Raw genomic sequence first — 18,310 nt, 5'->3', positions numbered from 1 at the left:
CGGTCGTCGCGTACACACCGCTCCCTCCCGCCCCGTCCGTCCGGTGGGAGGGAGCGGTCGCTCTCTGCGTCTACCATCCGTGGTGTCAGGCAGCCGGGCAGGTAACGGAGCTCACGAGTGCGCGAAGGCGACATGACCGTGTGGACCAACGGGACGGTGTGGTCCGGCCGCGGCCGCACGCGGACGCACTCCCTCGCGGCACGGGGCGGGCGGATCGTCGCCCTCGGGGCGGAGGCCGCCGCGCTGGCCCCCAGAGCGGGTGAGGTGGTCGACCTGGAGGGCGGCTTCCTCATGCCGTCCTTCGGGGACGGCCACGCCCACCCCGTGGTCGGAGGTCTGGAACTGCAGGGGCCGCGGGTGCGCGGCCTGGACACCCCCGGACGGGTGGCTGACGCGGTGGGCCGGTGGGCGCGGGAGCACCCCGAGGCCGAGTGGATCGTGGGCGGCGGCTACGACCCCACCATCGCCCCCGGCGGAGAGCTGGACGCGCGCTGGTTGGACGCCCGGGTACCGGACCGTCCCGTGGTCCTGCGCGCCTCCGACTACCACACGGCCTGGGTGAACACCGAGACGCTGCGCCGCGCGGGAATCACGGCCGACACACCGGAGCCCTCCGACGGCGTGATCGTGCGCCGCGGCGACGGGGCGCCGCTGGGAACACTGCGCGAGTGGGGTGCTCTCCTACCGGTGCTGGACCTCGCGCCGCCGGTGACGCTGGAGGACCGGGTGCGGGCGCTCAGCGAGGCGGGGCGGCGCTACACCGTCACCGGCGTCACCTGGGTCCAGGACGCCTGGGTCGACCCGGAGGACGTCGAGGTGTACCGCGCTGCCCTGCGGCGCGGGCTGCTGCGCACCCGCGCCGACCTGGCGCTGCGCGCCGTTCCGGGGGCCTGGCACGACCAGCTGGACGCCTTCGCCCGGGTGCGCGCCGGCGTCGCGGAGGAGCCCGCCGCCGCGGGGATGCTCACGGCCCGCACGGTGAAGTTCGTCGTGGACGGGGTGGTGGAGGGCGGCACCGCGGCCCTGCTCGCGCCCTACCAGGACACGCCCGGGGAGTGCGGGACGCCGACGTGGTCCCCCGCGGAGCTCGCCGCCGGGGTGGCCGCGTTCGACCGGCGCGGCTTCCGGGTGCACCTCCACGCGATCGGGGACGCCGCCGTGCGCAGCGCGCTGGACGCGGTGGAACACGCCCGCCGGGAGAACCCCGCGTGGGACCGGCGCCCCGTCATCGCGCACACGCAGCTCGTCGATCCCCGGGACCTGGACAGGTTCGCCGAGCTCGGGGTGGTCGCCAACCTGGAACCGCTGTGGGCCCAGTACAACGGCATCCAACGCGAACTCACCATCCCGCGTCTGGGGGAGGAACGCTCCTGCAGGCAGTACCCGGCGGCATCCCTGCGCGACAGCGGGGCGCGGTTGAGCTTCGGCAGTGACTGGCCGGTCAGCAGCCACCGGCCGCTGGACGGGATCCAGGTGGGGGTGTCCCGCCGTACGCCCGCCGGCTACCCGCCCGGTGGGTGGCTGCCGCACGAGCGGATCGGGGTGGAGGAGGCGCTGGAGGCATACACGGCGGGTTCCGCGTACCAGGCCGGTGCGGAGCACGGTTGGGGAACGGTGACACCCGGAGCCAACGCCGACCTCGTGTGGCTGGATAACGACCCGCGTTCGGTCGACGAGACGCGTATCGGCGCGGTCGCCGAGCGCGGCACCTGGTTGGGTGGCGAGCGGGTGTCGTGACCCGGCACCGGCCCGTGCAGCCCGGTGCCGGCCGTGCTCCTCCGGAGGGCCAGGGGCGGGTCAGGGCGTGCCCATGGCGGAGCGCAGGATCCCGCGCACTCCCTCGGCGGTCACCGGCCGGGGGTTGGCGTAGGGGGCCGCCAGCACCCGCTCGGTGACCGGTTCGACGTCGGCGCGTGTCATGCCGAGCTCGGCCAGGGTCGTGGGCGCGGAGGCCGTGGAGGCCAGCGCGCGCAGCGCCGATACGGGGTCGTCGCTGCCGAGGGCGCGCCGCAGCGCTGCGTGGGCGCGGGGAGCGGCCGGCGCGTTGTGGGCGAGTACGTGGGGCAGCACGGTCGCGTGCGTGTCCGCGTGCGGCAGGTCGAGCATGCCTCCCAGTGCGTGGCAGAGCTTGTGGTGCAGCCCCATGGTGGCCGTTCCCAGGCAGGAGCCGCACAGCCAGGCGCCGTACTGTGCGCGCCCGCGCGCTGCCGTGTCACTCGGGTCGGCGGTCACGGCGGGTAGGGCCTCGGCCAGTGCGCGTACGCCCTCCTCCGCCATCAGGGCGGTCAGGGGTGAGGAGTCGGGGGCGTAGAGCGCCTCGACGGCGTGGGCGATGGCGTTGATCCCGCTCATCGTGGAGGTGTGTGGCGACAGCGTGGTGGTCAACTCGGGGTCGTAGATGACACTGGCGGGGAGGACGCCCCGGTCGCGGCCGGTGTGCTTGCCGTCCTCGCCGGTGATACCCCACACGGGAGTCATCTCCGAACCCGCGTAGGTGGTGGGGACGGCGACGACGGGAAGCCGCTGTCGTAGGGCCACCGCCTTGCCCAGGCCGATCGCGCTGCCGCCACCGATCGCGACGCATCCGTCCGCGCCGGCGGCGCGGACCGCGGCGTTGGCGGCGTCGGCGGAGGCGGTGGGGACGTGGGCGGCGGCGTGCGGGTGGACACCGGCCGTGCGTTCGCCCAGCGCGTCGGCGGCCGCGCGGGCGGTCCTCTCCTGGCCGGGGGTGGAGAGGACGAGCGGGCGGTCGAGGCCCAGCGACCGTGTCTCACCGGGCAGGTCGGCGAGCGCGCCCGGGCGCATGCGGACCCGCATCGGCAACCCCTCGTGGGTGAACTCCGGGTTCCAGCTGGCCATGTGGTGCTCTTTCGTCTCGGCGGCGCCGTGTGACTGGGAAACGGTTCCCATTTTATTCAATCTTCAACTATATGAGCGTAACCTCCGAGGGGAGGGCCGGCGGGAATGTTGTTCAAATTTCAACTGTTTCCTAGGATGAAACTGGCTTAGAGATGAGGAGGGCAGTGGCCATGACACAGCGTCCCGCGGGAATCCACCACGTCACGGCGATCGCGAGCGACCCGCAGGCCAACGCGGACTTCTACCGCAACGCTCTGGGGATGCGGTTGGTCAAGAGGACGGTGAACTTCGACGCCCCGGACACTTACCACCTGTACTACGGGGACCGGGCGGGCAACCCCGGCACGGTGCTCACCTTCTTCCCGTGGCCGGAGGCCCCCCGGGGCCGTGTCGGCGCGGGCCAGGCGACGACGACGTCCTTCTCGGTGCCGGAGGGATCCATCGGCTGGTGGGAGCACCACCTGGACTCGCTCGGTGTGGCCACCACCCGCCCCACCGAGCGGCTCGACGAGGACGTACTCAGCCTCAAGGATCCCGACGGTCTGGCGATCGAGCTGGTGGCCAGCGCCGACCACCACGACACCGACCCGTGGGACGGCGGCGAGGTCCCCACCGAGCACGCCATCCGCGGTATTCGCGGCGTCACCCTGACCGAGCACGACCTCGACCGCACCGCGGGCATGCTCAACGGGAAACTGGGCTTCCAGCTCGCCGCTGAGGAGGGCAACCGCTACCGGTTCCACACCAGGGAGGCGGCCCAGGGTGTGGGAACCGTGGTCGACGTGCTCGCCGACTCGGCCGTCCAACGCGGCCTGGTGGCCGCCGGAACCGTGCACCACGTCGCCTACCGCGCCCCGGACCAACAGGCGCAGGTCGCCTGGCAACAGCAGTTGGCCAACGACGGGGTGGGGGTGACCGAGGTGCGCGACCGGTCCTACTTCACCTCGATCTACTTCCGCGAGCCGGGAGGTGTACTGCTGGAGATCGCGACCGACGGCCCCGGGTTCGACTACGACGAACCGCTGCTCCAACTGGGCCGGAAACTCAAACTCCCGCCCTGGCTGGAGCCCAACCGCGCCCAGATCGAGAACGCCCTTCCCGAGCTGAAAGCAGAGGAATGATCATGACCAGCACGGACGTGCCCTACGTGTTCCACCCGGCCACCGAACCGGGAGCGCCGACGCTGTTGCTGCTGCACGGCACCGGCGCCGACGAGCACGACCTGCTCGGGCTGGGACGGACCCTGTATCCGGGGGCCGCCCTGCTGTCCCCCCGCGGTCAGGTCAACGAGAACGGCGCCAACCGGTGGTTCCGGAGGCTGCGCGAGGGCGTCTTCGACGTGGACGACGTGGTCGCGCGCACCGACGACCTCGCGGACTTCGTGAACGCGGTGGCGGCGAAGCACGAGCTGGACACGCGGCGGATCCTCGCCGTCGGTTTCTCCAACGGCGCGAACATCGCCGCGGCCGCGCTGCTGTTGCACCCGGGACTGTTGCGCGGCGCCGTGCTGCTGGCGGCAGCCGCCCCGCTCCAGGACCGGCAGCCGGACATGGTCGACCTCTCCGGAACATCGGTGTTCCTGGGTGCGGGCACGGCCGACCCCATCACCCCGATCGACCAGGCGCACCTGCTGGCGGAGCAGCTCACCGAACGCGGGGCCGACGTCACCGTCACCCAACACCCCGGCGGACACGCCCTACCGCCGAACGTGGTCGACGAGGCCCGGAGCTGGCTCCGGAAGGTATGACCCGGCGACGGCGTCCCGTTCCGGACGGGCGGGGCCGTTGTCAACCCGCCCACCTGGAACGGAATACGATGGCACACATGGACGCGGTCAGGTGGCTCGACGGTGACGAACAGCGGATCTGGCGCGATTTCCTCCGCGCCCAGTCCCAGATCGAACAGGAGCTGGACCGCGACCTGCAGGAGCGCAGCGGTCTCACACTGGTCGAGTACGGGATCCTGGTCAGCCTCTCCGAGGCGGACGACCAGCGGATGCGGATGCGGGAGCTCGCCGACGCCGTGATCGTGTCCAAGAGCCGGCTGTCCCACCAGATCGCCCGGCTGGAGAACGCGGGATACGTCCGCCGCGAGCACTGCGAGGGCGACCGGCGCGGCAACTGGGCCGTCCTCACCGAGCACGGGCTGGACGCGTTGCGCACGGCGGCACCCGGCCACGCCACCAAGGTCCGGGAGCGCGTCTTCGACCGGCTGTCGGACGAACAGGTCCGCCTGCTCGGTGAGATCACCAGCCGGTTGAACGTCCCGGCCCCGACAAGGCGCGGGTAACGGGCTCCTCCGCCGGTTGCGCGCGGACGGCGCCCGAGCCGGGCACCGCCGGGTTCAGGCGGGAAGCCCCAGGTCGCGGGCGATCAGCATGCGCTGTACCTCCGAGGTGCCCTCCCCGACCTCGAGGATCTTGGCGTCCCGGTAGAACCGCCCCACCGGGTACTCGTTCATGAACCCGTACCCGCCGAAGATCTGGGTGGCGTCCCGGGCGTTGTCCATGGCGGCGTTGGACGAGGTGAGTTTGGCGATGGCGGCCTGGCGTTTGAACGGTTCGCCGGCCAGCATGCGGGAAGCGGCGTCGTGGTAGGCGAGACGGGCGGTGTGTGCCCGTGCTTCCATGTCGGCGATCTTGAACTGGATGGCCTGGTAGTCCCCGATGGGGCTGCCGAACGCCTCCCGCTGGCCCGCGTAGCGCAGGCTCTCGTCCACGCACCCCTGCGCCAGGCCCGTCGCCAGCGCCGCGATGGCGATGCGGCCCTCGTCCAGGATCCCCAGGAACTGGGCGTAGCCGCGGCCGCGCTTCCCGAGCAGGTTGGCCTCCGGGACGCGGCAGTCGTCGAACACCAACTCGCTGGTGTCCGAGGCGTTCCAGCCGACCTTGGAGTACTTCTGGCCGACGGAGAACCCCGGCGTTCCCGCCGGAACGAGGATCGCCGATATCTCCGGACGCCCGTCCGGGCGTTCACCCGTCACGGCGGTCACCGTCACCAGTCCGGTGATGTCCGTCCCGGAGTTGGTGATGAACGACTTCGTCCCGTTGATCACCCACGAACCGCCGACCAGCTCGGCGGTCGTGCGGATGGCGCCGGCATCGGAACCGCCCCCTGGCTCGGTGAGCCCGAAGGCCCCGAGGATCTCCCCGGAGCACAGCCGTGGCAGCCACCGGTTCCTCTGCTCCTCCGTGCCGAACCGGTGGATCGGCATGGCCCCCAGGGAGACACCCGCCTCCAGGGTGATCGCCACCGACGAGTCGACGCGGGCGAGTTCCTCCAGCGCCAGGCAGAGAGCGAAGTAATCCCCGCCCATTCCACCGTGCTCCTCGTCGAACGGCAGGCCGAACAGGCCCATGCGTCCCATGGCCGCGACGATCCCGTAGGGGAAGGCGCCACGCTCGTAGAAGTCACCGATGACCGGCGCCACCTCCTCCCGGGCGAACGTCTCCACTGTGCGGCGCAGCTCCTCGTGCTCTGCCGAGAGTCCGTGCGTCAACGCGCTCACTCCTCGCGGGTCGTGGTGGATGTTTCGGGGCCGTCCTGCGTTTCGCCGGTCCCGCTCGTTTCCGGCGGAGTGATCGTGGCCATCTCCGCATCCATGGACACGGAGCGGCCCGGTACGACGTCCACACGGGAGACCACCCCCGCGATGGGCGCGGTGACCGTGTGCTCCATCTTCATCGCCTCGACGATCACCACGGGGGAGCCCGCCGCGACGTTCTCCCCCTGGGACACGGGGACCGAGAGCACCGTGCCCGGCATGGGGCTGCGCACCGCCCCGTCCCGCGTGGTCCGGACGGTGCGGATCGGGGCGAGCGCGGGCTCCTCGCGCAGGGACCACGTCCGCCCCCGGTAACCCAGCCACAGCGTGCCCCCGTCCGCGGCGCGGGTGTAGCGCACGGACCAGCCGTCGTAGTGCACGGCGAGCGTGCGGCCGTCGGCGGAGCGCCAGGCGCGGGCGGTCACGGGCTCGGCGCTGCCGACACTCACCTCGTAGTCCACCGGCCCGGTGCCGGTGGCGGTGGCGGGCGGTGCCTCCGGGGCGGCGAGGCGCCGCAGCGCCACGGGCACCGGGGCGCCCCGGGAGGCGCTCAGCCGCCATGTGGTCCAGGCGGTTCCGCCGGGACGCCACCCGTCGGGTACGTCGAACCGGTCGGGTACGGGCCCCGCCGGTTCCAGGTCGAGTTGGCGGTCCATGGCGACGGCCGCGTGGATCCCCGGTGGAACGTCGGCGTCTTGCGCGGTGAGCTCCGCCCGTACCCGCTCGGTGAGCTCGGTGCTGAGCTCTCCCGCCACCACCTCGGGGTGGCGCAGCAAGCGGCGGAGGAAAGCGACGTTGGTGCCGCAGCCGAGCAGGGTGTAGTCCGCCAGCGCGCTGTCCATCAGGGCGAGCGCCCCGTCGCGGTCCGGCCCGCGGGTGATGACCTTCGCCAGCATCGGGTCGTAGGCGGAGGTGATGTCGGTTCCGGAACCGATCCCGGAATCGACGCGGACCCCGTCGCCGGCGGGTTCGCTGAGCAGCAGCACCCGCCCGCCGGTGGGGAGGAAGTCGCGGTCGGGGGCCTCGGCGTAGACGCGGGACTCGACCGCGTGTCCGGTCAGGCCGACGTCGTCCTGTGAGAACGGCAGTTCCCCGCCGGCGGCGATGAGCAGCTGCCACTCGACGAGGTCGAGCTTTCGCCCGGCCACCGTGACGACCTCCTCGGTGACCGGGTGCTCGACCTGCAGCCGGGTGTTCATCTCCAGGAAGAAGTACTCCACCTCCGGTGGCGCCTCGCTCGCGGTGGTGGGGCCGTCGTGTTCCGGGACGGAGGCGACGAACTCGACCGTTCCCGCCCCCGAGTAACCGCAGGCTCTGGCGGCGGCCACGGCGGCCTCGCCCATCGCGGCGCGTTGCTCGCCGGTCAGCAGCGGGGAGGGCGCCTCCTCGACGATCTTCTGGTGCCGGCGCTGCAGGCTGCACTCGCGTTCGCCCAGATGGACGGTGTTGCCTTCCCGGTCGGCCAGCACCTGGATCTCGATGTGCCGCGGGTGCTGTACGAGCCGCTCCACGAGCAGCGTGTCGTCCCCGAACGAGGAGCGGGCCTCGCGCCGGGCCGCCGCGGCCGCGGCGGTGAGTTCCGCCGGTTCGGCGACCCTCTTCATCCCCTTGCCGCCGCCTCCGGCGGCGGGCTTGATCAGCAGCGGATAACCGACCTCCTCGGCCGCACGGTGGAGTTCGGAGTCGTCCAACGGTTGCCGCGCCTCTTCGGCGAACCCCGGGAGGAGGGGGACACCGGCGTCGGCGATGGCGGTCTTGGCCCGGATCTTGTCCCCCATCGTCTCGATGGCCGAGGCAGGGGGGCCGACGAACACGAGGCCCGCCCGGGAGCAGGCACGGGCGAGTTCGGCGCTTTCCGCCAGGAAGCCGTAGCCGGGATGCACCATGGTGGCACCGCTCCGCTGGGCGGCATCGACGACGGCCGCGCTGCTGAGGTAGCTCTCGGCGAGGTCGGCTCCCCCCAGGCGTACCGCGGCGTCGGCGGCGCGGGTGTGGCGCGCGTCGGGGTCGCCGTCGCTGTAGACCGCGACCGTGCGCATCCCGAGGCGGCGCGCGGTGCGTGCGATCCGAACGGCGATCTCGCCCCGGTTGGCCACCAGGAGCGTGCGGCCCTCGAGGGGAGTGCCGCGGGTGTGTGACTGTGCCATTACCAACCTCACATCCGAAAGACGCCGTAGCCCACGGGTTCGAGGGGCGAGTGACGGGCGGCTGCCAGCGCCAGGGCGAGCACGGTGCGCGTGTCGGTGGGGTCGATCACTCCGTCGTCCCACAACCGCGCGGTCGAGTAGTACGGGCTACCCTGGCGCTCGTACTGCTCCCGGATGGGGTCCTTGAACTCCTCCTCGGCCTGGGAGGACCACTCCTGCCCCTGCGCGGCCAACTGGTCCCGGCGGACCGTGGCCAGCACCGAGGCGGCCTGCTCCCCTCCCATCACCGATATCCGGGCGTTGGGCCACATCCACAGGAAGCGGGGGGAGTAGGCGCGCCCGCACATGCTGTAGTTCCCCGCCCCGAAGGAGCCGCCGATGACGACGGTGAACTTCGGCACCCGTGCGCAGGCCACAGCCGTGACCATCTTGGCGCCGTGCTTTGCGATGCCGCCCGCCTCGTAGTCGCGGCCGACCATGAACCCGGAGATGTTCTGCAGGAACACGAGGGGGATGCCGCGTCGGTCGCACAGTTCGACGAAGTGCGCTCCCTTCAGGGCCGACTCGCCGAACAGGATGCCGTTGTTGGCGACGATGCCGACCGGATGGCCGTGCAGGTGCGCGAACCCGGTGACCAGCGTCGTGCCGTACTCGGCCTTGAACTCGGTGAACTCGCTCGCGTCGACGACGCGGCCGATGACCTCCCGCACGTCGTAGGGGGTGCGGGTGTCGGTGGGAATGACGCCGTACAGTTCCCCGGGGTCCAGGGCGGGCGGGCGCGGCTCCCGCAGCTGCCAGGCCGCCTCCGGCGGCTGTCCCAGTGTCCCCGCGGCGTTGCGGAGGATGGACAGGGCGTGGGCGTCGTCGTCCGCGAGGTGGTCGGCGACCCCGGAAACGCGGGTGTGCACGTCCCCGCCGCCCAGCTCCTCCGCGGTGACGTCCTCCCCGGTGGCGGCTTTGACCAGGGGAGGCCCTCCGAGGAAGATCGTCCCCTGGTCGCGCACGATCACCGCCTCGTCGCTCATGGCCGGAACGTAGGCGCCGCCGGCGGTGCACGAGCCCAGTACCGCCGAGAGCTGGGGGATTCCCAACCGTGACATGGTGGCCTGGTTGTAGAAGATCCGGCCGAAGTGCTCCCGGTCGGGGAAGACGTCGTCCTGCATCGGCAGGAACGCGCCGCCGGAGTCAGCCAGGTAGATGCACGGCAACCGGTTGTGCAGGGCGACTTCCTGGGCGCGCAGGTGCTTCTTGACGGTCATCGGGTAGTAGCTGCCGCCCTTGACCGTGGGATCGTTGGCGACGACGACCGCCTCCCTGCCGCACACTCGCCCCACTCCGGTGATCAGCCCGGCCGCGGGGGCGTCCTGTCCGTCCTCGCCGTAGAGACCGTGACCGGCGAGGGGGGAGAGCTCCAGGAAGGGCGAGCCCGCGTCCAGCAGGGCGTCCACCCGGTCCCGGGCGAGTAGCTTGCCGCGTTCCACGTGTCGGTTGCGGGCCTTCTCCGGTCCGCCCCGTGCCGCGGCGGTGACGCGTTCCCGCAACTCGGCGGCGAGAGCGCGGTTCTCCTCGGCGTTGGTCGCGAAGGCGGCGCTGCTGGTGTCGACCGCCGAGGTGAGTACCGGGGCGCTGCTCATGCTGTCCCTCCGGCCAGTGATGTTAATGATCGCTAACGGCTGGCACCCGATGTTAATGACCATTAACATCGGTGTCCAGAGGATACGACCCCGGGAGGAACAATGGCGCGCGTGACCGGGGAGACGCGCCGAACGGAGATCCTGCGAACCGCGGCGGAACTGTTCGCCGCGCGCGGGTTCCACGGCGTCTCCATCGAGGATCTCGGCCGCGCGATGGGCACGAGCGGTCCCGCTCTCTACCGGCACTTCCCGGGCAAGGAGGCCCTGCTCGCCGCCATGCTGCTGGACATCAGCGAGCGCCTGGCCACCGGAGGAACGGAACGCGTCGCCGCTGCCAGCAGCCCCGAGCGGGCGCTGGAGAACCTGTTGCGGGGCCACATCGCCTTCGCACTGGAGGAACCAGCGCTGATCACCGTGCACGACCGCGAGCTGGACAACGTTCCCGACCCCGAGCGGCGGCGGATCCGGCAGCTGCAACGCGGCTACGTCGAAGTGTGGGTGGGGGTGCTGGCGCAGCTGCGTCCGGCGGAGCCGACTCCGGTGCTGCGGGCCGCCGTGCACGCGACCTTCGGCCTGCTCAACTCCACCCCCCACAGCGCGGGGACCCTTTCCGCGGAACGGATGTCGACGATGCTGCTGCGGATGGGGGAAGCGGCGCTGCGCACCCCGTGCGGGGGATCGGCCGGCGCCGAACGGTGACACCGGCCGGGCCACGACGCCCCGGAGCGTCCGGTCCGACCGCCCGCCACGGCACCGATGGCCGTGACCGGGCGTTGCCCGGTGACTCTTGGTCCCGGCGGGCGTACGTTTGATAGCGGGTGGTGGGGGCAGTGCGCCAGCGAAACCGTCTGTCCGCCAAGGGCGGCTGCGCTCGGCCGGACCTGCCGACTCGGCACGCGCTAGCGTAAGGGGGAGTGGTCCACGATGTCACGGCCGCGTATCGTCGTGATCGGCGCCGGATTCGCCGGAGTGCACGCGCTTCGTCGACTCGAGAGCAGGATTCCGAAGGGTTACGCGGAGCTCGTGCTCGTCACGCCGAACGACTACATGCTCTACAGCCCGCTGCTGCCACAGGTGTCGTCCGGGCTGCTCACCCCGCAGTCCCTGGCGGTGTCACTGCACCGGATGCTGAACAACACCCGCCTGGTGCCCGGCTCGGCCATCGGTGTGGACACCGAGAGCCAGTGCGTGATCGTGCGCAAGATCTCCGACGAGGTCACCTACGAACGCTACGACCGGCTGATCCTCGCCCCGGGGAGTCTCACCCGCGTGTTCGACATACCCGGTCTCACCGAGCACGGGTTCGGGAACAAGAACCTCGCCGAAGCGGTGGTCCTGCGGGACCACGTGCTGGCCCAGCTCGAGCTCGCCAACGCGAGCCGCGATCCCGTGGAACGGGAGGAACGCTGCCGGTTCATCGTTGTCGGGGGCGGTTACACCGGGGTGGAGACGGCAGCCTCGCTGCGGCGGCTCACCGAGGAGGCCGCGCAGCGCTACCCGGAGCTGCGCTCGGCGATCAGCTGGCACCTGGTCGACATAGCTCCCCGCCTGTTGCCCGAGTTGGGTACCAGGCTGGGGGAGAAGGCGCTGGACCTGCTGCGCGGGCTGGGGATCGAGGTGAAGCTCGAGGTCTCCATCCGCGAGGTGACCGAGAACAAGGTGGCCCTGACCGACGGCCGCACCCTGCCGTGCCGCACGCTGATCTGGACCGCCGGCACGTCACCGAGCCCGCTGATGGAGTCCCTGGGGGCATCCACCAACCGCGGAAAGCTGGAGGTCGGTTCCGACCTCGCGGTCCCGGAGCTGGACCGGGTATTCGCGGTCGGCGACGCCGCTGCCGTACCCGATCTCTCCACCGACGAGGAGGGCGCGCTCTGCCCACCCACCGCCCAGTACGCCGAGCGCCAGGGGAGGACGGTCGCGGACAACGTCATCGCTTCCCTGCTGGGCCAACCGGGATACACGTTCCTGCACGAGGACATGGGGCTGGTGGTGGACCTCGGCGGCCGCGACGCGGTGGCCCGCCCCCTTGGCTACGACCTGTCCGGGCTCCCGGCCTTCGTGGTGACCCGCGCCTACCACCTCTGGGACGTGCCCTCGGTACCCGCACGCGCCCGGGTGCTGGCGAACTGGACGATCCGAGCGTTGACCGGGGGAGAGGTCTCCCGCCTGGGATTCACCCAGGGGAAACCCTCCACGTTCGTCGACTCCGAGGCGCACCGCTACCTGGATCCCGCCCAGGCGCGTGAGGAGAGCGCCCGGTTGCGGGACATGCCGCAGACGTGACCGGGGGCGTCGCGGTGGTCGCCGCCGGTGCGGGAGCGCGCCTGTGTCAGGAACGCACGAGGCGCGCGATGGCCTCGGAGGCTTCCCGCACCTTCTCGTCCGCCTCGTCCCCGCCGTCAGCCACGGCCTGTCCGACACAGCTCTTGAGGTGTTCGTCCAGCATGGACAGGGCGAAGGACCTAAGCGCCTTGTTCACCGCCGCGGACTGGGTCAGGACGTCGATGCAGTACTCGTCCTCCTCAACCATGCGCTGCAGTCCGCGGATCTGTCCCTCGATCCGGCGCAGCCGGTTGAGGTGGCTCTGTTTGTTGTCGTGATACCCGTAGGTCGCCATTGTCTCGCTCGTCTGGCCCTCGTTCCGCTCCGCCATAAATATACCCCTTACGGTATTAGGGTGTCTGTTCCCGGAACAACGCTCTCCCGAGTATCGGTGTTTCCCGGAGTGGTGTCGCTGCCCCCGCGGCGAGGGCCGGAGCGGTCGGGCGGGCCTCCACGGGGCAACGCGTCTGCCGCGGGAGGGGCGGTATTTGCTGTGCGCTGCGGCGACGCGCACACCGGGCGCTTGTTTCACCGGGACGGGGGACGCAGTATGGCCGCATGAGCGAGACGGGCAGCTACGAGGGCGACATTCTGCGTAGGATCAACGAACTCGTCACCGAGGAGCACGACCTCCGCCAGCAGAGCGAACACCGTCTGACACCGGAGGAACGGCAACGGATGCGGGAGCTCGAGGAGTCCCTCGACCAGTGCTGGGACCTGCTGCGCCGCAGACGTGCCCGTGCGGAGTACGGGCGGGACAGCGCCGGGGAGGCGCCCCCTCCCCCGACGGAGGCCGAGCACTGGCGCTGAGCGTCGGGGCGGTGCCGAGGGGCGCCGAACCGGCGCGGAAACGGCAACGGAGGCGGGACGGTGACGGGCGGCGCCGTGCGGCACCGCCCGACCCGCCCGACACGCGGGTCAGGCCAACTGGACCTTGCGGGCGTCGTCGAAGCGGCGCTGCACGTCCGCCCAGTTGACGACGTTCCAGAACGCTTTGACGTAGTCCGCCTTGACGTTGTGGTAGTCCAGGTAGAAGGCGTGCTCCCACATGTCCAGCATGAGCAGCGGGTAGGAGCCGGCCGCCAGGTTGCCCTGGTGGTCGTAGAGCTGCTCGATGATCAGGCGCTGCCCGAGGATGTCCCAGGCGAGGATGGCCCAGCCGGAGCCCTGCACGCCGGTGGCGACGGCGCTGAAGTGCGCGCGGAAGGCGTCGAAGGACCCGAACTGGTCGTCGATGGCGGCGGCCAGCTCACCCTCGGGCTTGTCGCCGCCGTCGGGCGACATGTTGGGCCAGAACACGCTGTGGTTGACGTGGCCGGCCAGGTTGAACGCCAGATTCTTCTCCAGCATGTTCACCGTGCTCAACTCGCCGCTCTCGCGCGCCTCGGCCAGCTTCTCCAGGGCGGTGTTGGCCCCGTTGACGTAGGCGAGGTGGTGCTTGTCGTGGTGCAGCTCCATGATCTTGCCGGAGATGTGCGGCTCGAGCGCCGAGTAGTCGTACGGCAGTTCCGGAAGCGAATATGGCGCGGGCATGTACGCACCTTCCTCTGACGCGGTTGTGCGATGGATCGAGCGATCTTGCTCTCTGGTAGAAAACTATCAGCAGCCGCCGGGATATCCCGGTGTCACCTATCCGACAGTTCCGTTGTGGAATAAAATCTGTTCCCACTCCCAGCGAACTGCCCCTGTGCCAGGCTCTCCCGCTCCCTCGCGGCGGGGCTCCCCGCCTACCGCTGCCCGTCCAGCAGCTCGGTGACGGCACGGTGCGCCTCGTCGATGGCGATGTCGGTGTAGGCATTGGGGGCGGCGTCGGAGTTCGCGATGCTGATCCTGCCGAACGGGCGCCGCGCGACCTCCGCCGGGGTCCGCTCATAGGGCCAGAACCGGTCGTAGGGGCGAGCGTACTCGCGTGCGTAGCCGTGCGCCCACCGGTTGACCGTGATCGCCTCGATGTCGCGCTTGGCGTCGAACCCGCCGTCGCCCAGCGCCCGGTTCAGCGTCTCGCGGATACTGCGCTCGTAACTGTCGAACGGGCGGTTGAGGAGGTCGTGCCGGGCGGAGATGGCGGCCTTGGCCGGTGCGCTGTCCGGTGGTGAGGGCGCGCTGATCATCTGGATGACGATCGGTTCGTCCGGGGACTGCGAGTGCTCGTAGCCGCCCATGCTCACCGGGAAGTCCAACTGGGCCACCGCCCAGTCGCCGCTGGTGAACCGGATGTGGCGTATACCCAGCTCGACCCAGGGGCGCCAGTTCCGCACCACGACGTTGCCGTAGAGCAGCGGCTGCTTGGACGCGTCCTTCATCGCCTCCCGCTGCGGGCTGGGAGCCTCCGGCAGGATGTACTGTCCCATCACGTGCCAGGCCGCCATGACGACATGCGAGCCGCTCGCCCGGCGCAGCTCCCCGTCCTGGTAGTAGGTGACGTTCACCCGCTCGGCGCTGTCCGGCATGCCGTCGTGCCGCAGCTCGGTACAGGGCGCCTCCAGACGGATCCGTACCTCGTTGTCCTGCCTGTCCAGTTCGGAGTAGTCGAACTCGGCGAGGACGACACTGTCCATGTCCAGGGTGTCCGCGTCGGGTACGGCGTTGGGGACGAGCCGGTGCACCAGCAACCGGGCGATGCTCGCGTTCCCGTCCGGGAAGTGGTGGATGTAGGGGTCCTCGTAGTGCCAGAACCGCCGGATCGAGTACGAGTTGAGGGGGTAGGCCTCGGACGCGTCGAGCCCCAGGCCCTCGAATCCGGGGAGGTCGTCGCCCCACGCGTCCAGCGCGCTCCAGTCCGAGGCGGGAACGGCCCACTCGTCGCTGGTGAGCGTCCCGCAGAACGCGACCGCTTCGGGACCCAGCCCGGCGACGTCGCTGAGGTACTCGGTGTAGGTCATCCCGGCGAGCCGTTCCTTCTTCTCGCTGTCGCTCAGGCCGGGCATCCAGTCCCGGGGCTCCTCCAGCAGCGCGGCCAGGTCCTCCAGCCCCGCCTGGCTGATCGGCGCGTCGGCGAGCCACTCCCGGGTGGACATGTGCGGGGCCCGTACGGCCAGGTGGTCGCGGTCGAAGTCCTCGGCGGTGAAGAACACCGCGTCGCCCTCCTCGGCGAGCCCGAACGAACCGTAGAACTCCCGGTCGAAGTACTCGTTGAACCGGGAGACGTCGATCCCCAGCTCCCGTAGCAGTCCCATGGCCACGTCGCTGTAGATGGACGGGGTGTCGATGGCCTGCGTGCCGCCGTACCCGATGAGGACCTGGTCCCTTCCCTGCGGGTGGAACTCGTTTCGCCGGGCGTGTCCGCCGAACTCGTTGTGGTTGTCCAGGATGAGGACGGTGGCGCCGGGATTGCGCTTGCGGTAGAAGTACGCCGCCGCGAGGCCGCTGATCCCCGCGCCCACGACCACGAGGTCGTAGTGCTCCCCCGTGTCGGTGACCGACTCGGTGTTGGTGACGTTGCCGAGCCTCCCGTCCCGGAGGGTGTGCGGGATACTCAGGGCGGCGTCGGTGTTGCCGCGCAGTCCGGTCATACCGGGCGGATAGTCACTGGTCGGGTAGGGGTCGGGGCGGCTGGGGCTGATCGAGAAGTCCCGCTTCTCGGGGGCGCAACCGGAGAAGGCGGCCGTCGCGGCGCCTCCGACGGCGAGGGCCGCGACCCCGTCGAAGAAGTCACGCCGGTCGATCCGGGCGTCCATCCCGAGTTCCCGGTCACTGGAGCCGGAGTCACGCCGATCGCGGACCATGTCGCCTCCTGGTCATCACACTACGTACGGTGACCAGGCGAGCATAGACCGTTGTCCTGCCGTGCTCCGGCATTCCTGAGCCAGAGGCGTGTTAGCTCCCGTCCGAACGGACGCGTGCGCGCCGCTCGTCACGATCAGCGTCCGCCGGACGGGATCCGCGCCGTGTGTGGGCGTGCCGGTACCGGGGAAACCGCGCGGGAGGGCCGGTCTCAGGGGACGACGAGGGAGAGGGACTCGGCTACCAGAGCGGGGCGTTCCTCACCGGAGATCTCGAGGTGGTGCTTCATCGTCAACAGCTGCCCCTGGGAGGTCTCCTCCACCCCCGTGAGCTCTATGCCGTCCCGGACACTGGCCCCGCACACCACCGGCTGCAGGAAACGGACCTTGTTCAGGCCGTAGTTGATGCCCATGCTCGGTTGCCTACGCAGGGTGTAGACCTGGGAGGCGAGGAGGGGGAGCAGGGAGAGGGAGAGGTAGCCGTGCGCGATCGTCGTGCCGAAGGGTCCGCTTGCGGCCCGTTCCCGGTCCACATGGATCCACTGGTGGTCGCCGGTGGCCTCCGCGAACTGGTCGATGCGCTCCTGGGTCACGGTCAACCAGTCGCTGTGGCCCAGGTGTTCGCCCTGGGCGGCCACGAGCTCTGATACGTCAGCGAACGTCCGCATACTCGTCGGTTCCTTACGGGTAGCTGGCGACAAACCGACCAACCGGTTTGTGGTCGGGGCTAGGCTACCCGCTCCCGGCCCGTACGGGTAAGGGTCCGCGCCCACTCCCGCGCGCGGGAGGTGCGGCACGAACGCGCGGCGGCGCCGTTCCGGCTCCCTCCGCGCCATGGGCCCGGAGGGACCGGCACCGCCGACCCGGGCACCGGTGGACCCCGGCGCCGTCAACCGGCGGGACTGCCCACCGTGGCGGAACGCTCCGTGAGTGCGTCCAGTGCCTTCCGGTCCACGTCGTGCCCCGCCCCCGGCCGAGTCAGCGGAACGGGAACGACACCGTCCTGCGCGCGGACCGGCGGTTGCGCGGTCTCCCGGCTGAACCGTCCGCCCGCTCCGGGCATCTCGCTGGGCAGGGTGACGCCGGGCAGCGAGGCCAACGCGACCAGGCTCGCCCGCCCGAGGCCGGACTCCCCGTCCGAACCGCACCACACGTCCCATCCGGCGTCCACAGCGCGGTCGTGCGCGCGCCGGGCCTGGGTCAGGCCCCCCAGCCGCGACATCCGGACGTTCAACGCGCCGCCGGCTTCCTGGCGGATCGCTTCGTCCAGGTCCGCGAGGGAGGCGACCGAGGTGTTCAGCGCCACCGGTGTGCGGAGTTCGCGGCGAAGCCGGGCGTGCGCCGCCAGATCCGGCGCGGGGAAGGGCTGTTCGATGGCGAGCAGGCCGTAGCTGTCCAGCGCCCGCAACGCCTCCAGATCCGCCGTCTCCTCCGTGTAGCGTCCCTCGGCGTTGGCCTGGAGCACGAGGAACGGGAAGCGTTCCTGCACCGCGCGTACCGGTTCCACGTCCCATCCCGGTTCGACGTCCAACCTGACCCGCTGGAACCCGCTGCCGACGTGCCGGTTGACCTCCCTGACCAGGGACTCCTCGGAGGGCTGGCGGGCGAGGGTCACCCCCGCCGTGACGGCGGTGCGGTTTCCCCCCAGGGCGTGGGAGAGCGGTGTTCCGCGCTTCCCGCTCCACAGGTCCCAGCAGGCGGTGTCCAGTCCCGCGCGAACGGCGGGAAGGTCACCGAGGCCGGTGAACGCGTCCTCGACCTCCGTGGGACGCTTCCAGGAGTGCCGGAGCAGGGCGGGGCCGTGCTCCTCCACGAGCGCCTGCCACAGCGCGGTGTCGACGTCGGGAACCTCCCCCCAGCCGGCCGCGCCGTCCCGGTCGGTCACCCGGACCAGAGCGTGCCGGGCGAAACGCGGCCGGTCCCTGGACGCGCTCTTCCGGGCCCGGGCGTGGACCAGGGGAAGCCGCACCAGGAAGGCCTCGATGCCCACGATCCGGGTGGTTGCCGCCGGTTCCGTGCGTGACACGCGGATCCGCCTCCCTACGTCGACGAACACGAGAGAACAGGTGAAATGCCTGCC

At 71.0% G+C, this 18,310-nt stretch carries 16 protein-coding genes; 7 read left to right on the top strand and 9 right to left on the bottom strand.

Annotated features, from left to right (window positions below; translation table 11 throughout):
* Positions 1 to 117: 117 nt before the first annotated feature.
* On the top strand, positions 118 to 1,737 hold the full coding sequence (locus tag FHX37_RS10140) for an amidohydrolase (protein ID WP_246062226.1): 1,620 nt from the start codon (positions 118 to 120) through the stop codon (positions 1,735 to 1,737).
* Positions 1,738 to 1,797: 60 nt separating this feature from the next.
* Here the strand turns inward: FHX37_RS10140 and FHX37_RS10135 are convergent, their stop codons facing one another.
* Complete coding sequence (locus FHX37_RS10135; RefSeq protein WP_211351792.1) at positions 1,798 to 2,910, bottom strand: maleylacetate reductase; 1,113 nt, start codon at positions 2,908 to 2,910, stop codon at positions 1,798 to 1,800.
* Positions 2,911 to 3,029: 119 nt separating this feature from the next.
* Here FHX37_RS10135 and FHX37_RS10130 point away from each other — a divergent pair, with 119 nt between their 5' ends.
* From FHX37_RS10130 to FHX37_RS10120, 3 genes are all read left to right on the top strand, one after another.
* Positions 3,030 to 3,980 carry a VOC family protein gene (locus FHX37_RS10130; protein WP_141923686.1) on the top strand — a complete coding sequence of 317 codons (951 nt, stop codon included), beginning with the start codon at positions 3,030 to 3,032 and terminating at the stop codon, positions 3,978 to 3,980.
* A 2-nt stretch (positions 3,981 to 3,982) separates the two neighbouring features.
* Positions 3,983 to 4,606, top strand: coding sequence for an alpha/beta hydrolase (locus tag FHX37_RS10125; protein WP_141923685.1), 624 nt, complete (start codon positions 3,983 to 3,985; stop codon positions 4,604 to 4,606).
* Between the two features lie 68 nt (positions 4,607 to 4,674).
* On the top strand, positions 4,675 to 5,148 hold the full coding sequence (locus FHX37_RS10120; RefSeq protein ID WP_141923684.1) for a MarR family winged helix-turn-helix transcriptional regulator: 474 nt from the start codon (positions 4,675 to 4,677) through the stop codon (positions 5,146 to 5,148).
* 54 nt (positions 5,149 to 5,202) lie between these two features.
* On the opposite strand, the gene FHX37_RS10115 is transcribed toward FHX37_RS10120, so the two are convergent.
* The 3 genes from FHX37_RS10115 to FHX37_RS10105 are packed head-to-tail and all read right to left on the bottom strand — an operon-like array spanning position 5,203 to position 10,183.
* Entirely contained in the window at positions 5,203 to 6,357 is a 1,155-nt protein-coding gene (locus FHX37_RS10115; protein WP_141923683.1) for an acyl-CoA dehydrogenase family protein, read from the bottom strand.
* A gap of 5 nt (positions 6,358 to 6,362) precedes the next feature.
* Entirely contained in the window at positions 6,363 to 8,549 is a 2,187-nt protein-coding gene (locus tag FHX37_RS10110; protein ID WP_141923682.1) for an acetyl/propionyl/methylcrotonyl-CoA carboxylase subunit alpha, read from the bottom strand.
* A gap of 8 nt (positions 8,550 to 8,557) precedes the next feature.
* Positions 8,558 to 10,183: a carboxyl transferase domain-containing protein gene (locus tag FHX37_RS10105; RefSeq protein ID WP_141923681.1), complete on the bottom strand. Its 1,626-nt coding sequence runs from the start codon at positions 10,181 to 10,183 to the stop codon at positions 8,558 to 8,560.
* A 102-nt stretch (positions 10,184 to 10,285) separates the two neighbouring features.
* On the opposite strand from FHX37_RS10105, the gene FHX37_RS10100 reads away from it, so the two are divergent.
* Entirely contained in the window at positions 10,286 to 10,882 is a 597-nt protein-coding gene (locus tag FHX37_RS10100; protein ID WP_141923680.1) for an SACE_7040 family transcriptional regulator, read from the top strand.
* A 225-nt stretch (positions 10,883 to 11,107) separates the two neighbouring features.
* On the top strand, positions 11,108 to 12,469 hold the full coding sequence (locus tag FHX37_RS10095) for an NAD(P)/FAD-dependent oxidoreductase (protein WP_141923679.1): 1,362 nt from the start codon (positions 11,108 to 11,110) through the stop codon (positions 12,467 to 12,469).
* Between the two features lie 46 nt (positions 12,470 to 12,515).
* Here FHX37_RS10095 and FHX37_RS10090 read toward each other — a convergent pair whose 3' ends face one another.
* Positions 12,516 to 12,803: a metal-sensitive transcriptional regulator gene (locus tag FHX37_RS10090; protein WP_141925171.1), complete on the bottom strand. Its 288-nt coding sequence runs from the start codon at positions 12,801 to 12,803 to the stop codon at positions 12,516 to 12,518.
* 263 nt (positions 12,804 to 13,066) lie between these two features.
* Between FHX37_RS10090 and FHX37_RS10085 the strand changes: the two genes are divergently transcribed.
* Positions 13,067 to 13,318 carry a DUF2630 family protein gene (locus FHX37_RS10085; protein ID WP_141923678.1) on the top strand — a complete coding sequence of 84 codons (252 nt, stop codon included), beginning with the start codon at positions 13,067 to 13,069 and terminating at the stop codon, positions 13,316 to 13,318.
* 108 nt (positions 13,319 to 13,426) lie between these two features.
* Here the strand turns inward: FHX37_RS10085 and FHX37_RS10080 are convergent, their stop codons facing one another.
* From FHX37_RS10080 to FHX37_RS10065, 4 genes are all read right to left on the bottom strand, one after another.
* Positions 13,427 to 14,041 (bottom strand): superoxide dismutase, encoded by a 615-nt coding sequence (locus FHX37_RS10080; RefSeq protein ID WP_141923677.1) that lies wholly within the window; start codon positions 14,039 to 14,041, stop codon positions 13,427 to 13,429.
* Positions 14,042 to 14,235: 194 nt separating this feature from the next.
* On the bottom strand, positions 14,236 to 16,233 hold the full coding sequence (locus tag FHX37_RS10075) for an NAD(P)-binding protein (protein ID WP_246062225.1): 1,998 nt from the start codon (positions 16,231 to 16,233) through the stop codon (positions 14,236 to 14,238).
* 209 nt (positions 16,234 to 16,442) lie between these two features.
* On the bottom strand, positions 16,443 to 16,898 hold the full coding sequence (locus FHX37_RS10070; RefSeq protein ID WP_141923676.1) for a MaoC family dehydratase: 456 nt from the start codon (positions 16,896 to 16,898) through the stop codon (positions 16,443 to 16,445).
* Between the two features lie 221 nt (positions 16,899 to 17,119).
* Complete coding sequence (locus tag FHX37_RS10065) at positions 17,120 to 18,256, bottom strand: enolase C-terminal domain-like protein (RefSeq protein WP_141923675.1); 1,137 nt, start codon at positions 18,254 to 18,256, stop codon at positions 17,120 to 17,122.
* Positions 18,257 to 18,310 lie beyond the last annotated feature (54 nt).

Origin of the sequence: Haloactinospora alba, from assembly GCF_006717075.1 — a bacterium.
GTDB classification, from domain to species: domain Bacteria; phylum Actinomycetota; class Actinomycetes; order Streptosporangiales; family Streptosporangiaceae; genus Haloactinospora; species Haloactinospora alba.
The sequence above is the reverse complement of the archived record's forward strand: the minus strand, read 5'-3'. Positions and strand labels throughout refer to the sequence as shown.